The 15,607-nt window shown below is 36.8% G+C and carries 21 protein-coding genes and 1 riboswitch; of the genes, 13 read left to right on the top strand and 8 right to left on the bottom strand.

The window, feature by feature from the left end; genetic code table 11:
- Window positions 1-290 precede the first annotated feature (290 nt).
- Window positions 291-788, top strand: coding sequence for a DinB family protein (locus tag FS608_RS24305; protein WP_144555127.1), 498 nt, complete (start codon window positions 291-293; stop codon window positions 786-788).
- Between the two features lie 457 nt (window positions 789-1,245).
- On the opposite strand, the gene FS608_RS24300 is transcribed toward FS608_RS24305, so the two are convergent.
- The 3 genes from FS608_RS24300 to FS608_RS24290 all read right to left on the bottom strand — a co-directional run bounded on the left by FS608_RS24300 (window position 1,246) and on the right by FS608_RS24290 (window position 3,165).
- Window positions 1,246-1,872: a metal-dependent hydrolase gene (locus FS608_RS24300; RefSeq protein ID WP_144555126.1), complete on the bottom strand. Its 627-nt coding sequence runs from the start codon at window positions 1,870-1,872 to the stop codon at window positions 1,246-1,248.
- Window positions 1,873-2,102: 230 nt separating this feature from the next.
- Window positions 2,103-2,297, bottom strand: a complete 195-nt coding sequence (locus tag FS608_RS24295; protein ID WP_144555125.1) for a hypothetical protein — start codon at window positions 2,295-2,297, stop codon at window positions 2,103-2,105.
- Window positions 2,298-2,317: 20 nt separating this feature from the next.
- A riboswitch (cyclic di-GMP riboswitch) is annotated at window positions 2,318-2,401 on the bottom strand.
- A gap of 173 nt (window positions 2,402-2,574) precedes the next feature.
- Window positions 2,575-3,165 carry a hypothetical protein gene (locus FS608_RS24290; protein ID WP_144555124.1) on the bottom strand — a complete coding sequence of 197 codons (591 nt, stop codon included), beginning with the start codon at window positions 3,163-3,165 and terminating at the stop codon, window positions 2,575-2,577.
- 256 nt (window positions 3,166-3,421) lie between these two features.
- Here FS608_RS24290 and FS608_RS24285 point away from each other — a divergent pair, with 256 nt between their 5' ends.
- A complete protein-coding gene (locus FS608_RS24285; RefSeq protein WP_313958738.1) occupies window positions 3,422-3,805 on the top strand; it encodes a YjdJ family protein in 384 nt (127 codons plus the stop codon).
- A 229-nt stretch (window positions 3,806-4,034) separates the two neighbouring features.
- On the opposite strand, the gene acpP is transcribed toward FS608_RS24285, so the two are convergent.
- Window positions 4,035-4,262: an acyl carrier protein gene (acpP, locus tag FS608_RS24280; RefSeq protein WP_144555123.1), complete on the bottom strand. Its 228-nt coding sequence runs from the start codon at window positions 4,260-4,262 to the stop codon at window positions 4,035-4,037.
- A gap of 61 nt (window positions 4,263-4,323) precedes the next feature.
- Between acpP and FS608_RS30550 the strand changes: the two genes are divergently transcribed.
- The 8 genes from FS608_RS30550 (at window position 4,324) to FS608_RS24245 (ending at window position 10,015) form a co-directional block, all read left to right on the top strand.
- Window positions 4,324-4,470, top strand: a complete 147-nt coding sequence (locus FS608_RS30550; protein WP_186328885.1) for a hypothetical protein — start codon at window positions 4,324-4,326, stop codon at window positions 4,468-4,470.
- Between the two features lie 484 nt (window positions 4,471-4,954).
- Window positions 4,955-5,164, top strand: coding sequence for a hypothetical protein (locus FS608_RS24275; protein WP_144555122.1), 210 nt, complete (start codon window positions 4,955-4,957; stop codon window positions 5,162-5,164).
- 477 nt (window positions 5,165-5,641) lie between these two features.
- Window positions 5,642-6,208, top strand: a complete 567-nt coding sequence (locus FS608_RS24270) for a tyrosine-type recombinase/integrase (RefSeq protein WP_144555121.1) — start codon at window positions 5,642-5,644, stop codon at window positions 6,206-6,208.
- Between the two features lie 48 nt (window positions 6,209-6,256).
- Window positions 6,257-7,129, top strand: a complete 873-nt coding sequence (locus tag FS608_RS24265) for a YitT family protein (protein WP_144555120.1) — start codon at window positions 6,257-6,259, stop codon at window positions 7,127-7,129.
- 229 nt (window positions 7,130-7,358) lie between these two features.
- Complete coding sequence (queC, locus tag FS608_RS24260; RefSeq protein ID WP_144555136.1) at window positions 7,359-8,012, top strand: 7-cyano-7-deazaguanine synthase QueC; 654 nt, start codon at window positions 7,359-7,361, stop codon at window positions 8,010-8,012.
- Between the two features lie 2 nt (window positions 8,013-8,014).
- A complete protein-coding gene (gene queD, locus FS608_RS24255; RefSeq protein ID WP_144555119.1) occupies window positions 8,015-8,491 on the top strand; it encodes a 6-carboxytetrahydropterin synthase QueD in 477 nt (158 codons plus the stop codon).
- Complete coding sequence (gene queE, locus FS608_RS24250) at window positions 8,488-9,216, top strand: 7-carboxy-7-deazaguanine synthase QueE (RefSeq protein ID WP_144555118.1); 729 nt, start codon at window positions 8,488-8,490, stop codon at window positions 9,214-9,216. The genes queD and queE overlap by 4 nt, the downstream gene beginning before the upstream one ends.
- A gap of 142 nt (window positions 9,217-9,358) precedes the next feature.
- Window positions 9,359-10,015, top strand: coding sequence for a vWA domain-containing protein (locus FS608_RS24245; RefSeq protein WP_144555117.1), 657 nt, complete (start codon window positions 9,359-9,361; stop codon window positions 10,013-10,015).
- A 134-nt stretch (window positions 10,016-10,149) separates the two neighbouring features.
- On the opposite strand, the gene FS608_RS24240 is transcribed toward FS608_RS24245, so the two are convergent.
- From FS608_RS24240 to FS608_RS24230, 4 genes are all read right to left on the bottom strand, one after another.
- Window positions 10,150-10,947: an HAD family hydrolase gene (locus tag FS608_RS24240; RefSeq protein ID WP_144555116.1), complete on the bottom strand. Its 798-nt coding sequence runs from the start codon at window positions 10,945-10,947 to the stop codon at window positions 10,150-10,152.
- A gap of 125 nt (window positions 10,948-11,072) precedes the next feature.
- Window positions 11,073-11,489: a DUF1284 domain-containing protein gene (locus FS608_RS24235; protein ID WP_144555115.1), complete on the bottom strand. Its 417-nt coding sequence runs from the start codon at window positions 11,487-11,489 to the stop codon at window positions 11,073-11,075.
- A 92-nt stretch (window positions 11,490-11,581) separates the two neighbouring features.
- Window positions 11,582-11,707 (bottom strand): hypothetical protein, encoded by a 126-nt coding sequence (locus tag FS608_RS31470; RefSeq protein WP_260871803.1) that lies wholly within the window; start codon window positions 11,705-11,707, stop codon window positions 11,582-11,584.
- 27 nt (window positions 11,708-11,734) lie between these two features.
- A complete protein-coding gene (locus FS608_RS24230) occupies window positions 11,735-12,199 on the bottom strand; it encodes a hypothetical protein (protein WP_144555114.1) in 465 nt (154 codons plus the stop codon).
- Window positions 12,200-12,537: 338 nt separating this feature from the next.
- Here FS608_RS24230 and FS608_RS24225 point away from each other — a divergent pair, with 338 nt between their 5' ends.
- From FS608_RS24225 to FS608_RS24215, 3 genes are all read left to right on the top strand, one after another.
- Window positions 12,538-13,461, top strand: a complete 924-nt coding sequence (locus tag FS608_RS24225) for a DMT family transporter (RefSeq protein WP_144555113.1) — start codon at window positions 12,538-12,540, stop codon at window positions 13,459-13,461.
- A gap of 3 nt (window positions 13,462-13,464) precedes the next feature.
- Window positions 13,465-14,361, top strand: coding sequence for an RCC1 domain-containing protein (locus FS608_RS24220; RefSeq protein WP_144555112.1), 897 nt, complete (start codon window positions 13,465-13,467; stop codon window positions 14,359-14,361).
- 207 nt (window positions 14,362-14,568) lie between these two features.
- Entirely contained in the window at window positions 14,569-15,594 is a 1,026-nt protein-coding gene (locus tag FS608_RS24215) for a tetratricopeptide repeat protein (RefSeq protein WP_144555111.1), read from the top strand.
- Window positions 15,595-15,607 lie beyond the last annotated feature (13 nt).

The raw sequence follows: 15,607 nt of genomic DNA, 5'->3' as shown, positions 1-15,607 counted from the left end.
ATTCATGTTACTAAATTTTTTGAAGCACCAGAGGCATCCGAGGGTTTAAATATTTTAGAGTTTAGCGGAAAAGAATATTTGTGAAGTGGTACACTTAAACTAACAGGTGCAATAGTTAAAGATTGGGATGGCTGCGGCGATCCTTTTTTATTGATAAGCTAACGGAACAGATTAACGCAAGAAGGATATTTTTCTATAATCTTGAATACATAATAAACGTGCTGATTTTTTGGGGGATGTTATGATTGATAATCGAAGTTTAAAAACTAAAAAGTGAGGAGATTGATTTTATGCAAGTTATATCCAAAATGTTTTTAGAACAACTCGACATGCATTGCTATGAGAATGAGTGGTTTGCATCCATGGATCAGGCGCTTCATGGAGTCATCGCAGCTGAGGCAGCATGGACAAGTTCGGGAATCAGCAATTCGATTTGGCAGATTGTCAACCACTTGATATTTTGGAATGAAGACGTGATCCATCGAATTAAGGGCACAGAGAATCCGCATAAAGCAGAAGGCAATGATGAAACCTTTGGAAATCCGGGGGATCCAGAAGACGAAATTGGTTGGGCCCAGACAGTGCAGCGCCTTTATGAAGTCATGAATAAATTAAAAACGGTCATTGCGGACCTTGACGATGAAAAGTTAACAGCTCCGTATGCTGCTAACAGTTACTCTATTGAGCGGTTACTCAGCAATATCATGATGCACGATACGTATCATCTCGGCCAAATTGTTCTGTTGCGAAAGTTACAATCCTCTTGGAGTGGCGTTGATTGGTCCTAACGAAATGAATGAGCTGTTTCCGTTAATGCCCAAGACTGTTGTTAAAGTGCGACTTAATTCGTTTGGCAGAAAGACCCTCTGAAGGAAAGAAATTAGAGGAATTTGATGTTATGTTAACGCTAAGGAGATTTTAAAGCATTTATAATTTATAATTCCAGCCGCCTTTCTCGGCGGCTTTTCTTATTGAAGTGAATTGTGCTTATGTTAAAGAGGGGAATGCTTCGTCGAACCATTTTATTAATTTTATAAACAAAAAGCACCGATATTACGGTGCAAATTGTTATGTATTGTACTTTACATATTTAACTGTAAATTCATGTTTTGCGATAGGAAACGGAACACGTTAACAATTTGTGGTTTTTTTAGGTTTTTCCGACGATGTAAACCACTCATTATCTCTATCCATTTCCACCGAAAACACTCCAAATTGTGTTGTTAATTTTTCACAGATACTTTTTCATATTTCCTTGGAAGACAGTGGTAAAAACAGCTTAACCCCCCGTTTATTAAATGGAAGTATTTTTAAATCTGCTAATAGATGACTGATGTAACCAGCAAAACACGAATAGAAAACACCATCAATCCCTAGTGAAGCTTGTAAGTTGGAAGCAATAACCCCAAAGAAAGCAATGCCTAAAATCGAATGGGTATAACTCCGATGAGAAGTAAAGGAAGCAATAATTATGTAAATTCCAAGCAGAATTAACCATAGTTCCCCTAAAGAGAATCCGCCCGCCAGGACAGCGATTCCTGTAATGGTTAACATATGTCTTTGCTTAATGAAGGATGCAACCAATACAATCAAACATCCAATTCCAATCCCCAGCCATCTATCTATCATTGTTTTTTCAAAGAAACTATATAGAATCATGATTACTCCAATGATCATAGCAGAAAATTGAATCACCTTATGCGACAAAGTAATTTTTCCACGAAGCTTCCCGTCAATATCAAGATCAGGCATTAATCCTGAGACGCCTCCTAATCCTACAAACAAGAGTGTCGCAGAAGGAGAAGTATGAAATGTATTTGCAACTATAAATCCAGTTGTTGCCCCAATTACCGCGTGTGATGTACCATTCAAACTAATTCCACCTCTATTAATTATTTATGTTGTAAAACTGACTTTACTATTTTACAACAAAACATCTGTTCTGTTTAGAAGTTTAATAGATTTTAAGTAAACTTTAGGGAATTACATTGAAATGGATAGATTGACATAGACAGAAGTATTTGTAGTAAAAATGACAATAAACACGCTGGGTTAACTCAACGTGTTTTTCAAACTTCCTTTTATGATCATTTTGATCGACATTATTGATTGCCAGAAACATTTATAAATAGTCCGTCCAGCGGGTGTGGATAACGAAATTGTACTAATTTTCCCTTTGGAATTTCTGGTTTTACAACTACCGTTTTGCACTTTTCTTGATTTTCTTGAATTCTTGCTGTTATTTGGTCTAAATTTCTCCCATCAAAATATGGTGGATAGTTTCGGTCTAATTGCATACATTTTCACTCCTCTTAATTGAGGCAGCACAGCCATCCTAGTTAAGAACTTTAGACCTGTAACTTTGCGTCCCAATCTTTCGAAAGGTTTGCCTTTATCTAGTTTTTAGTAACAATGGACTAGATTTATAGTACTATAATTATTGTGAAAAGCGATTATAAATAATTCGAAAAAGTTCGACAAAAAATGATAAAATCAAGTGATAAGAGAATACAGTACGTTTTGCACCCAAATCCCTGCCGAAGTTCGTTATCATTCGGATTGGGGGGCTAACCTTCATTCTTCTATCTCATTTCCCCCAAAAATAATTTGACCATTTAAATCATAAACGGTTACCTTAACTGGCAATGTAACTTTATCTTTCTGGAAAGTAACATACCAAACCCACAAATTATCCCGAACGAAAAACCTGTTTGGCTGGATGTTGCCTTCACTATTTATTACAATGGTCTTCGCCGTGTCTTCGGCAAAACCGTATATAACCGAAAAATTCTTTAGGACATTATTTTTAACCCGCCAGTCGATTGGTCCTCGCTCAACTTTCTCCTCCTTAAACTCTTGGAAATCCATCATTGGAAAAATGAATTTATTAAAATTAGTAAACTCCTTATTTGTAAGGACAGGAAAGATTCCGGTACTATTCTCGGCAAAAACTAATTTTGAATTAGCATCAAATAACAAAATTCTTTTGCAATCGCCAAATTGTGTTTTTACTCTTTCACAGATACTTTCTTCCAAGGATGTAGTAGGAATAGTGGGTTTAGACGAGATTGCAGGTTTAGTTGGAAAAGTAGGGCGTGATGACAAAAAATAAAATACTGCAATTAACCCAAAACAGAGTACAGCTATAAAAATATTTTTACTCATTTCAATCGCCCCTAGTTCAAAATAATTTTTATATACTGACATTTATATGATAAAACACACGCAGTTTAAGACATCAAATTTAATTCAACTATAAAGGACTACACTAATATTAACAACATTTTCCATGTGGTTTAGGGGGATCAGAGTTGAGGAAGAACTTAGATCAAAAAGCATTAAATAACTTTTAATAAATGGGCAAATACACTTATTTATATACGCTTTTGTTAATAGGAATTAATTGGAATTACATGATATAATGGGGGAAATTGCTGTAGGATTTATGTATTCGCGTCTCATTCAGTTCGGAATTGCCATTATGGGTCTCGTTTTTTCTACGGCTATTGCTTGGTATGAAGGAAGTGCAATTTTAGATAATCGATGGGAATGGAAATATTCAACGCCATTTTCTCAATTTTTGAATGGGCACATACTTAGTAATAGCGATATATCACAATTAGATTATTTTGTTTACGCCGCTAAATTTCAACCCACTTTCCCTTTGATTATGCAAATAAGTGGATTATATTTGTTAATTCTTATTGGGTTCCATACATTAAAAAACAAAAATAAATGGTTTCCTTTTTATCTAACTTTTTTAGGTGTGGTTTTATTTTTGTTTAGTTCCTTTATATTTCACTAGTAGTTTAATAAGTGGATGTTTGTGTACGTTATATGCTGTGGTATCATATTGGCAAGTTTTATATACCCATAAAAACAAAATTACAAATTAACCTTCATTTGCTACTAGGGGCGTTTCTTCAATTAGTGGCCTTTGTGTAAATATAAGATTTTTGGCGGATCCCTTATTCATACGTTCACCTAGAGATTCAAGGGTCCGCTTGACATCGGCTATCCGCCTTTCTTATTCATTATCGGTTTTCAATATATTTTACAACATCACCGACCGTTTGGAGCGTTGCTGCAGTTTTTTCACTAATTTCAATTGCGAATTCATCTTCAATTTCCATCGTCAGATTCACCATATCAAGTGAATCAGCTTCGAAGTCGTCTTTAAATGATGCCTCTTGTTTAATAGTCTCCATTTTCACACCGAGTTGATCGGCAATAATAGGCTTTAATTTTTCAAATGTGGTCATGGGGGTAGCCTCCTATGTATTCGTAGCAACCATTATAACAATCAATTTGGAAGCGTAAAACATGAAAATATTGCCAATTTCCTACTTTTTAAACTGGAGTAAGAGAGAAATAGCTCAGCGTGCAGCTGAATATATGGGAGGGAGAAGTTGTGGTACGGTCGGTCAGGCACGAACGCCGATTTCCTCTTGTTTTGTTCCCAACCGATAAGAGCGGACCAACATGATACCAGATGCGGGAATCAGTATCTTTTTATCAAGATTTGAGAAAGTACTCTCCTTAATTAAGGTAAACACTGAAAGTAAAATAAACGGAGATTTTTCGCTTATGGAGCACTATGGAACTCGTTTCGGGGTAAATAAGGGGAGGTTTTCCGATTATGCAGAATAAAATCCCCCATTTTTACGTTTTTCGATTCAATAGGCGGAATCTCTCCGGCTATTTAAGCTAATTTCAATGCTATTTACAAATTAAGTGGAATTTTTCCTTCTATTTATCAGTTCGGGTGTTAACCTGGTCACCAACCATAAGAGCGGACCCCCCATGGTCCCCTAAGCCATTCAGCAGCCTTTTCTCATTTAACTAAAAGTGCAAATTAGTGGAAGAGGTATTAAGATATTATTGTTATAATATGGATAAAAGTTGGTAGTGGAGTCTACTGGTTAATTTAATAGACTTTAAAAGGAGGTACATAATGGAGTTAATTTTAGCAAGTGTGTTTTCAGCTATCATAATATTTATTACTGTCTTTTTTATGATGAAAGTATTCATTTTCGCATTTAAGAAGAATGATATTTCACTTCGGAAATGCATTATTTTATCTACTTCTTCAATAGTAATTGGTTTATTAGTGGCAAGCATTTTACCCTTTGGTTTTCAAAAAATAATTGATTTTATCAACTAACCTCTTCTAAAGCTCCATAGAAAACAATATGTTCTGATTTAAATCGTGAGAAATAGAAGAGATGGGAGAGAGTATGGTGAATACATTTAAAGAAAAAAGAAAAGCCCGAAGAGATAAGAGAAAAGAAGAAGGGAAGGAATCCATATGGTGGGAAATTCTTGATATCTCTTTGGATATAGCGGAATTAATTTGACCTATTCTCATTCGGTCTATTCGGTCAGTTTCTAAATTCCTGGATCATCATTAATTTCCAAGCAGTAAACAGTCACATGGTGCTTGGTAATGATCTTCATGCGTATACGGCTTTAGCTCTATATAACAAGGGCTAAGGCCTTTTATCGTTTATGAAGGATTAGTATACTTGTACATCGATTAACCGATGATATTTAAATCAGTAAATTTATAAGCGTCGTATTTGAATGTTACTCAAATATAAATTATACTTTAGTTAAGTAACATTGAAGAGGTGGTGATTCGTTGGAAACCGTGGATGCACTTAGAGACTTAGAACAAATAAATGATATGAAAAATTACCTTATAGAACATTCATATAGGGATTATTTATTGTTTGTTGTTGGAATTAATACCGGGCTTAAAATATCTGAACTGCTTTTGATTAAGGTAAAGGAACTTTTTAATAGTGACGGGGAAATGAAGGATTTTTATCATTACTCTGAACTGGAGAGTGAAAGGAGGAAGTCTGTATATTTAAACAAAAAAGTGAAAGAAGCGGTAAAGTCTTACCTAGACCAGGTTGACAGCGATCAACAAATATATTTATTCCAATCTCGTAAATTCAAGAAGCCGATTACACGACAACAGGCCTATCGAATCATCCATGAAGCAGCCGTTAAGGTAGGCATTGAAGGAAAGATCGGGACAAATTCACTAGCGAAAACTTTCGGATTTCATGCCTTTAAACAAGGTGTCTCAATTGCACTCTTACAAAAACACTTTAATCATTCCACACCAGCGGAGACACTAAAATTCTTAGGAATAACAAAAGAAGATTTAATTACAACTCAAATCGATGTAAATTTATGAGTTGATTAAATCCATAGAGATGATAAGTAAAGGGAAGAGAGGAAATATATGACTACAAACAAAACACATAAAGCAAATAAACTAAAATTTATACTGCGGGGATTCATGGTCATTATCGGGGGATTAATCGCTGCATATGGACTAGAAACGGTTCTAATTCCAAACAACGTATCTGATGGAGGAGTGACGGGCCTTAGTATCGTTGGTTCAGAACTATTTGGTTTACCATTAGGTATTTTAATTGCTGTTATCAACGTTCCCTTTATCTGGTTAGGATATAAGCAAATTGGTAAAAGTTTTGCCTTATTTTCGATTATCGGGATCGCTTCTCTAGCAGTTGGAACAAGTCTTTTGCATCATACACCTGCTATAATTGAGGGGGATACTTTGTTAGTTACAGTGGTAGGCGGAATTATCCTTGGATTTGGGATGGGGTTAGCCTTACGTAATGGCGGTGCATTAGATGGAATAGATATGCTGGCCGTCCTCCTATCGCGAAAATTACCGTTTGGTACAAGTGATCTCATTCTTTTCTTAAATATATTTGTATTTATTTTTGTTTCCATTGCATTTGGTTTACAAGGGGCGATTCTGTCAGCTATTGCTTACTTTATTGCTTCGAAAGTGATTCACATTGTCGAAGAAGGATTAAGCGGATCTAAAACCTTCAATATTATTACCACTCAGCCAGAATTAATGGTAGAGACCATCCGCGATCGGTTAGGTCGAAGTGCAACGTATAAAGAAGCTTATGGCGGCTTTTCCCATGAAAAATTTAAAGAAATCACCTGTGTCATTAACCGCTTAGAAGAAACAAAGTTAAAAGAAATCATCAATGAACTGGATCCAAAATCTTTTGTTACCGTATATGACGTAGCAGAGGTGAAAGGCGGTAATTTCAAAAAGCATAACATTCATTAGCTGAATGGGTGTTATCAGAACCTTGAAAAGAAAAGAATGCACAATTTGTCGATAAATAGGTGAAAAAATTAAGATAATAGTTTATAATCATTTAGTCATAGAAAATAATATATAATTGCATTTATGCAAACGAGGTTCTAGCCCCCCTCATTAAAAAAACTAAGATGAAGCAGTACTTCTATCTTGGGGTACTGTTTTTTCTATTTGAAAGGAAGTATAGAAAGAAATGTTGAAAAATGAGAAGGCCATTGTTGTATTTAGTGGTGGACAAGACAGCACCACTTGTTTATTTTGGGCATTAAAACAATTTAAAGAAGTAGAAGTTGTTACGTTTGATTATAATCAAAGGCATAGTTTAGAAATTGAATGTGCCAAAAATATAGCCAATGAACTTGGTGTCAGGCACCATATTTTAGATATGGCCTTACTAAATCAATTAGCACCTAATGCGTTAACGCGTTCAGATATTGAAGTGACTGATGGCGGTGAAGGGGAACTTCCCTCCACATTTGTGCCAGGTCGTAACCTATTATTCCTAACTTTTGCTGGTGTTTTAGCACGTCAAGTTGGGGCTAAGCATTTAGTCACAGGTGTGTGTGAAACAGATTTCAGCGGCTACCCAGATTGTCGTGATATTTTTATTAAATCACTAAATGTTACCTTGAATCTTTCTATGGACGATAATTTTGTCATTCATACCCCATTAATGTGGATCAACAAAGCACAAACATGGGCACTAGCGGATGAATTAGGCGCATTGAATTTTGTGCGTGAAAAAACATTAACCTGTTACAACGGTGTGATCGCGGATGGATGCGGTGAATGCCCAGCCTGCGTATTACGAAAAAGAGGGCTTGAAGACTTTTTAAATGGGAGGTTTTAACGATGGGTTTTCGAATCGTTGATAAACTTCAAAAAATAAATGAAGACATTCATCCACATCAATTAAAATATCATCATAAACGTGTGCTAGTAAGCAAAGAATTTACCTTCGATGCTTCGCATCACTTGCATTGTTATGAAGGGAAATGCAAAAATTTGCATGGCCACACATACCACGTTATTTTCGGAATCAGCGGATTTGTTGATGAACGCGGCTTAATGATCGACTTCGGTGATATTAAAGAGATTTGGAAAAATGAAATTGAAATATTCCTTGATCATCAATACTTGAATGAAACACTGCCATACATGAATACAACCGCGGAAAATATGGTGGTTTGGATTTATGAGAAAATGAAGGAAGCATTAGAAACAGAAGAGCGAATGGAACAATATCATGCAGCAAGAGTGGAATTTGTCCGTCTCTTTGAAACTCCGACCAGCTATGCAGAAGCTCGAAGGGAGTGGATGGAGGAATGAGCAAGATTCCTGTTCTAGAAATCTTTGGCCCGACCATCCAAGGAGAAGGGATGGTCATTGGTCAAAAAACAATGTTCGTTCGGACGGCTGGCTGTGATTATTCTTGCAGCTGGTGTGATTCTGCCTTTACATGGGATGGCAGTGCCAAAGAGGATATCCAGCAAATGACTGCTGAAGAAATTTGGGCTGAACTAAAAAGAGTTGGCGGCGATAATTTCTCATTTGTGACGATCTCAGGGGGAAATCCCGCACTACTTAAAAACTTAGATGTGTTTATTGATTTATTAAAAGAAAAAGAGATTAAAATTGGCATCGAAACACAAGGGAGCAGATGGCAAAACTGGTTCTTAAACGTTGATGAACTAACGATTTCTCCGAAGCCGCCAAGTTCAAATATGGTCACCAATTTTGAAATCTTGGATTCTATTTTTCAAAATTTAAATGAAAATGATTTTAAACATCAAGTGAGCTTAAAAGTCGTCATCTTTGACGAAAACGATCTTGAATATGCGAAAACGGTCCATAACCGGTACGCGGGTATTCCTTTTTATCTTCAGGTTGGGAATGATGACATCACGAATGTGAATAATAATGAATTAATTCAAAAACTATTATTGAAATATGAGTGGTTAGTCGATTGTGTGGTTGCTGATTCAGAGCTGAATGATGTAAAAGTGTTACCGCAATTACACGCACTTCTTTGGGGAAATAAGCGAGGCGTATAGGTTCGAATAAAGAATACAGTATTAATTGTAAGCCTGTTTAGAACAACCAATACTCGGTACTTAAAAATGTCGCTTTCTAAGCGACCTTTTTTTGTCTAATTCTTGTTATCCTAAATGCATCAAGGAACGGAGGATGACAAGTATGAAAAAGAATATAACAGAATTAGTGTTTATTTTAGATAAAAGTGGATCAATGGCAGGGCTCGAGACAGATACCATCGGTGGTTTCAATGCGATGCTGAAGAAACAACAAAAAGCGGAGGGAGAAGCCTTTGTTACGACTGCATTATTCAATCATCGTTATGAATTGTTACACGATCGAATGAATGTTCGAGGCATATCTCCGCTAACCGACAAAGAGTATGAAGTTGGGGGTACCACTGCGTTATTAGATGCCATCGGTTTTACGATACAAAAAATGGTAAATGTGCAAAAGAGAACTCTTGAGGATGAAAAGGCAGAAAAGGTGTTATTCGTGATTACAACGGATGGGATGGAAAATGCCAGCCGTGAATTCACAACCGATAAAATCAATAAAATGGTTCGTCATCAAAAAGAGAAATATGGCTGGGAATTCATCTTTCTTGGTGCGAATATCGATGCGGTCTCAACGGCTGCACAATTTGGAATCGAAGAGGACTTTGCAGTGGATTACCATGCGGACCACAAAGGAACGCAATTAAATTATGAAGCGGTCAATGAAGCCGTAAGTAACCTTCGCAGTGGCAAAAAGATTGATCGAAGCTGGAAAGAGGGAATTGAACGGGATTATAATCAGCGGTCAAAAATAAAATACTAGATTAAAAGCCTGTATTATGGATTACACATTCAACCATAATACAGGCTTTTTTGTCTATAAATTTTATATATTGAGATGTATGAATCTAACAACATCAGCTATTTTTTTATGACTTAGTGTCAAAAAAACTCATTCTAAATCGCATATGATTGTTTTGATTTAAGAAGATATCCTTCTATAAACTGAGCTAATCCATCATTTTCATGGTGTCCTGTAATAAAATCGGCGGCTGCTTTAACCTCTTGACTCGCATTCCCCATTGCTACACCAGTGCCAACATGACGAAGCATTTCGATATCATTGGGTCCGTCTCCAATGGCTACAACCTCATTTGGGCTGATTCGAAATTCTTGAATGAGGCTTTTTATAGCAGACCATTTGGAAACATTAGGAGCAAGCAATTCAAACCCGTCTTGCCAATTGATGACTTCTGCTTCCGTTTTAAACAAAGCGGAAATTTTTGGACACGGTGTACCTGTTCGAACGCTATATTTAAAAACCTCTTGATAATTTGCCTGTCTTAAATCTCCAACATAATATGGAGGAATTTGCCCAACTTTTGTCCAATAATCAATTTCTTCATTTGTTTCCTTGCAATAAACACCATTTGCTGTATGGATAATAACATTCCAATTATTTTCAGCGGTCAAATGGTGGAATCGTTCCTCGTTCAGTTGGACGGTTTTCATCTGCAAAGTTTTTCCTGTCTCTGCATCGTGAATAGCGGCACCGTTCAAACAGATCATAGGAGTTCGTAATCCAATTTCTTTATGGTAAGGAACTGTTACTTCATAGTGTCGACCAGTAGCAAGGAAAACCTTAACTCCCTGATTAATGAGCGAATTAACAGCTTCCATATTTCGGCTGGAAATGGTGTTTGAGGATTTTAGTAGTGTACCATCCATATCAATAAACATTGCACGTACATTCATTTAAACTGCCTCCTCATTCGTTGTTAATCCAATCATAACATCTGAATATTAAAGTCTTGTAAACTCAGTGTACAGATTAAATTAAGTTTATGTGGAAGCAACTGATAATCTAAAGGTGGATGGGCTCATTTAACTTCCCTTAAACCCTTCCATTCATGAATCTCTTGAATACCTTCCTCACAAACTCCATAGGAACGCCAGGAACAAGTCTTACACACAATTTGAATATCGGAGGGGACGGCAAACTTTCTGATGCATGACTCAATATCCGCCCAGGTAAGAATTTGGCCGATTTTAAGTCCTATTTTATCTAAAATAGCCTGATCTCTTTCATATATATTGTCGTCTTGGCAGTGGTAAATACCTGAGTTGGGGTATTTTTCACACAACTGATCGGGACCCTTAACAAGCTGAATGAGCGTCTCCGGGTTATTTCTCAAGGTTTGATGCAATTGTGTCATATTTTTCACGTACTCTTCTGAATAGCCCATTCCCCGATAGCCCAAAAGGCAAAAGAGATGATGTCCTCGCAGTTTATACATGATTCTCCTCCTAGTTCATAGATGTTAACTGTGGTTTTAAAAGAGTTAACATTGCTTTTTTTCATCATAACATATTACACCTGAACAATTGATTACTTTTTTGTTTTCTCTAAGAGGAGCAATAAATTCCAAACACTTACAAACATCACCGACGGTTGTAGCGTACCTGCAATTTTTTCACTAATTTCGATCGCATATTCATCTTCAATTTCCATCAAGTCGGTACCATTTCTCCTCCTTGACCTCTAACATTGACTAAGTTTCACCATCGATAATGATGCGGCATTTATGTTGTTGTTCCCTAAAATTGGTAGTAGTGTATCTGTAGCAGTTCCTATATTTCTTAGCTCAATTGTGGAATTTTTGGGTATACAGATAATTGCTTGTCCTATAAGCATTAGCGTTGCATTATTCACTTGTCTTGTAATGCCAAAGTTGGTTAAATTTCCAGGAACCAAAGAATGATTCAAGAAAATACCATATATCGAAGTTGAAGCAGGACCATCAATGAGTAGCGTATATTCTATTTTATAGTCTCCTGATTTCAAGATGGTTATTGTACTGCTATTCTGGGAAAATTTAATATTTTCCAATGAGCCGTGTTGATTAAATCGTATATTTTCATTGGGTCTTACTAAGATTGGTTCAGTTCCTACAAGTGTAACATAACCATATGCCGCAGAAGATTTCTTGCTATTTCGATCAGACAATTTTATATCACCACCTTTTTAATCTGCTATTATATGATATTAGTGAATGAAGGAAATGATTGTACGATTATTCAACTTGAGATTCCTTATAACATTTGTGTTGGCCATATAATGCCATGAAGCAGCTAAATATTTTGCTAGCTTGTAAAGTGGTTAAGTTTCTGTTTTTAATATTAAGGAAATGTAGTATATTAAAAAAATCAAACCTATATAGCAGTCAAGCCCTTCTATAATTAGGTGGGCGGCGAAAAAACGGAATTAGAGTAGATAAAATCCAACTCTTTTAAGGAAAGAGTTGGATTTTTTTGGGATGTAAACAAAAAGGGGAGAAATGATAGATGAAAATGACAAAATTAATGGCAAATATATTGCTATTGATCTCTTCAGTCTTTTGGGGTTCAGGGTTCGTGGTAACAAAAATAGCATTGGACGTAAATGTGTCTGCTGGTTTTATAAATTTTGCTCGGGGTTTTCTCTTTGTTGTGTGTGTACTACTGTTTTTTCATAAAAAAATATTTAAAATGACCTTCAAGGACTTTAAAGTAGGGTTAATTGCCGGACTCCTTAATTTTGGCGGATTTATTACACAAACGATTGGTGTAATGTATACCACTCCATCGAATAATGCTTTTATTTCTGCATCGTATGTGGTGATTATTCCTTTTATTACTTGGATTTTTTATGGGAAAAAGCTTCAAGGAAAAAGTTTGATTGCCATCGCTGCTTGTATATTAGGAATGGCTATTATCTCAGGAATAACGAATGAAGAGATAAACATGAATATTGGAGACGTATACACTCTTTTCTGTGCGTTTTTTTACGCAGGTTCTATTGCCTACCTTGGGTATAGCACTAGAACAACTGATTTTAGTATTGTTGCGTTTTTACTTGCTGCTGTACAAGCAATAGGTGGATTGTTGTTTTTCCTCTTAGTTGAGAAAGGGCAGATATCGAACGTTAATTGGTCAGTTGCCATCGTTCCATTGTTATACATGGGAATAGTATGTTCGTTTGTGGGTCAAACAGTACAAGTTTTAGCTCAAAAACATACATCAGCAACATCAGCTGGACTTATCATGATGCTTGAATCTGTATTTGGAAGCATTTTTTCTATAGCTTTTGGTTTTGAACCATTTACCATGAAGTTAGTAATGGGAGGAACGATCATTTTGCTTTCAATTATGCTTATGGAACTCGAATTTAAACAGTTCTTATTCAAGAGCAAGGAAACAGTTAAAAATAAAATATATTCGGGGAGGTAAAACATGAATTACATTTCACCGAAAGAAGCGATGTTAAGGGTGAATCGTTGGCCTAAAGATACCATCGCTGCGGGTCGTCGTCATACCGTTGGGCTTAAATCGGACGGTACGGTAACGGCTGTGGGTGATAATAAATGTGGCCAATGTGATGTAAGTGGCTGGCGCGAAATAGAGGCGGTCGCCGCTGGTAATGTTCATATGGCGAAGAACACGGGTAATGCTCATACAATCGGTCTTAAATCTGACAATACGGTGGCGGCTGTGGGTTGGAATAAGCATTACCAATGCGATGTAAACGACTGGCGCGATATTGTAGCAGTTGCGGCGGGTTGGTGTCGTACCATTGGGCTTAAATCCGATGGCACGGTGGTAGCAATGGGACGAAATAATGAAGGTGAATGCAATGTAAGCGGCTGGAATGAAATTGTGGCGGTCGCGGCGGGTGACTGGCATACAATCGGTCTTAAATTGGACGGCACAGTGAAAGCTGTGGGTAATAATCGGTATCGCCAATGTGATGTAAGCGACTGGTGCAATATTGTGGCGGTTGAGGCGGGTTATCTTCATACCATCGGTCTTAAATCGGATGGTACAGTGATGGCTGTCGGTTTGAATAAACATGACCAATGCGATGTAAGCGGCTGGAGTGGTATTGTGGCAATAGCGGTGGGTAGTAATCATACCGTCGGCGTAAAATCGGACGGTACGGTGGCGGCTGTGGGTTGGAATGAGTTTGGCCAATGTAATGTAAGTGATTGGCGTGATATTGTGGCGATAGCGGCGGGTTGTGCCCATACAGTCGGCCTAAAATCGGACGGCACGGTGGTCGCTGTGGGTGATAATGAATATGGCCAATGCGATGTAAGCGGCTGGAACGGCATCCAACTGCCTGGAAATTAGTTTTTAATAACCCTAAGCCCTAAGCCATAAGCCAGAGTTGAACAAAACGAGTTAAAGAGAATTGTTTTAGAAATAAAGCTATTCCTTTGGTTCGTTTTGTATAATTTCGAAGGATTTTTTTCCCCAATCCTTGAATCTTATAGGGAACTATTGGGATGAACCTATTTTGACACTAAATAATAATCTATCAATAATGGGGGAATTTACATGCGCTTAAGAGACAAAACATTGGAAGAATTAGAGGATCTGGAGGAAGAGTTAACTAGCCAAGAAGAGGAACAGGGGACTCCAAATTACTTAATGAGAATCAATTTATACAAAGAAATGGTTCGATGCCTTGATCAGCTGGTTCGGAAGAAGAAGGATGAATACCGAAGTTCTTTAGAATATGTGAAAAGAAAACTAATCTTTCACCTGATTGAATATGGATCCTACTTAAAAATGGTTGATCAAAAGGATGATCGTTTAGCTTTAAAGTGCCTAAAAGATGCTCTGAAATATGATCCTAAGAATCCAATTGCAGCTTACCGAATTGGGTTTTTGTCATACAAGTACAAAAGGTATTCAGAAGCCCTAACAAATTTCGAGGACTCTTTAGAAAATCACAAATATAATTCTAATGGACAGTATCAATTAAATAGCCAGCAATTGGTTAATGCCCATTTGTATTTGACAACCAGTGCATTACATATTGCCAATCAGAGCTACGAACGGATGAATCAATTACCTTCTACAGGGACTGTAGAATTTCCCAACAATGAATTTTCAGCACTGATAAAAAATATATTAGATAATGAGCAGTTTTTGCAGCGCCATGCCTTTTATAAGGTAAATCGTAACGGGAGATGGACATGTTCAAAAATGGAATGTGAGACAATGTTTAGCTCCCCGCCACCTGACACCATTGTTTTATTTTTTAATGATCGAACAATTAACATAGCTTTTGAAGGGGAAGAAGCAGAATTAAGTCCTGATCAAGGATACTTGCTGCGGCATTTGCTTTTAAAAAGTTCAGAACATCATCCAACGACTCGAAACGCCTTCTCGAATGTTGAAATTAGACCGAACACCTATACTCAAAATGTTACCAGGTTAAAAAATAAACTAACCCAAAAAGGATTCCCTCCCATCATCGAGAACACGAGATATCGAAACGAGACAGCATACTACTACAATCATGCTTATCCATTTTATGTGATGTATAGGGTGGATGAGGAAATTGAATATATATGAAAGAAGGCGATGA

The sequence above is a fragment of the Bacillus sp. X1(2014) genome (assembly GCF_007678255.1).
This window is presented reverse-complemented; position numbering and strand designations above follow the sequence as displayed.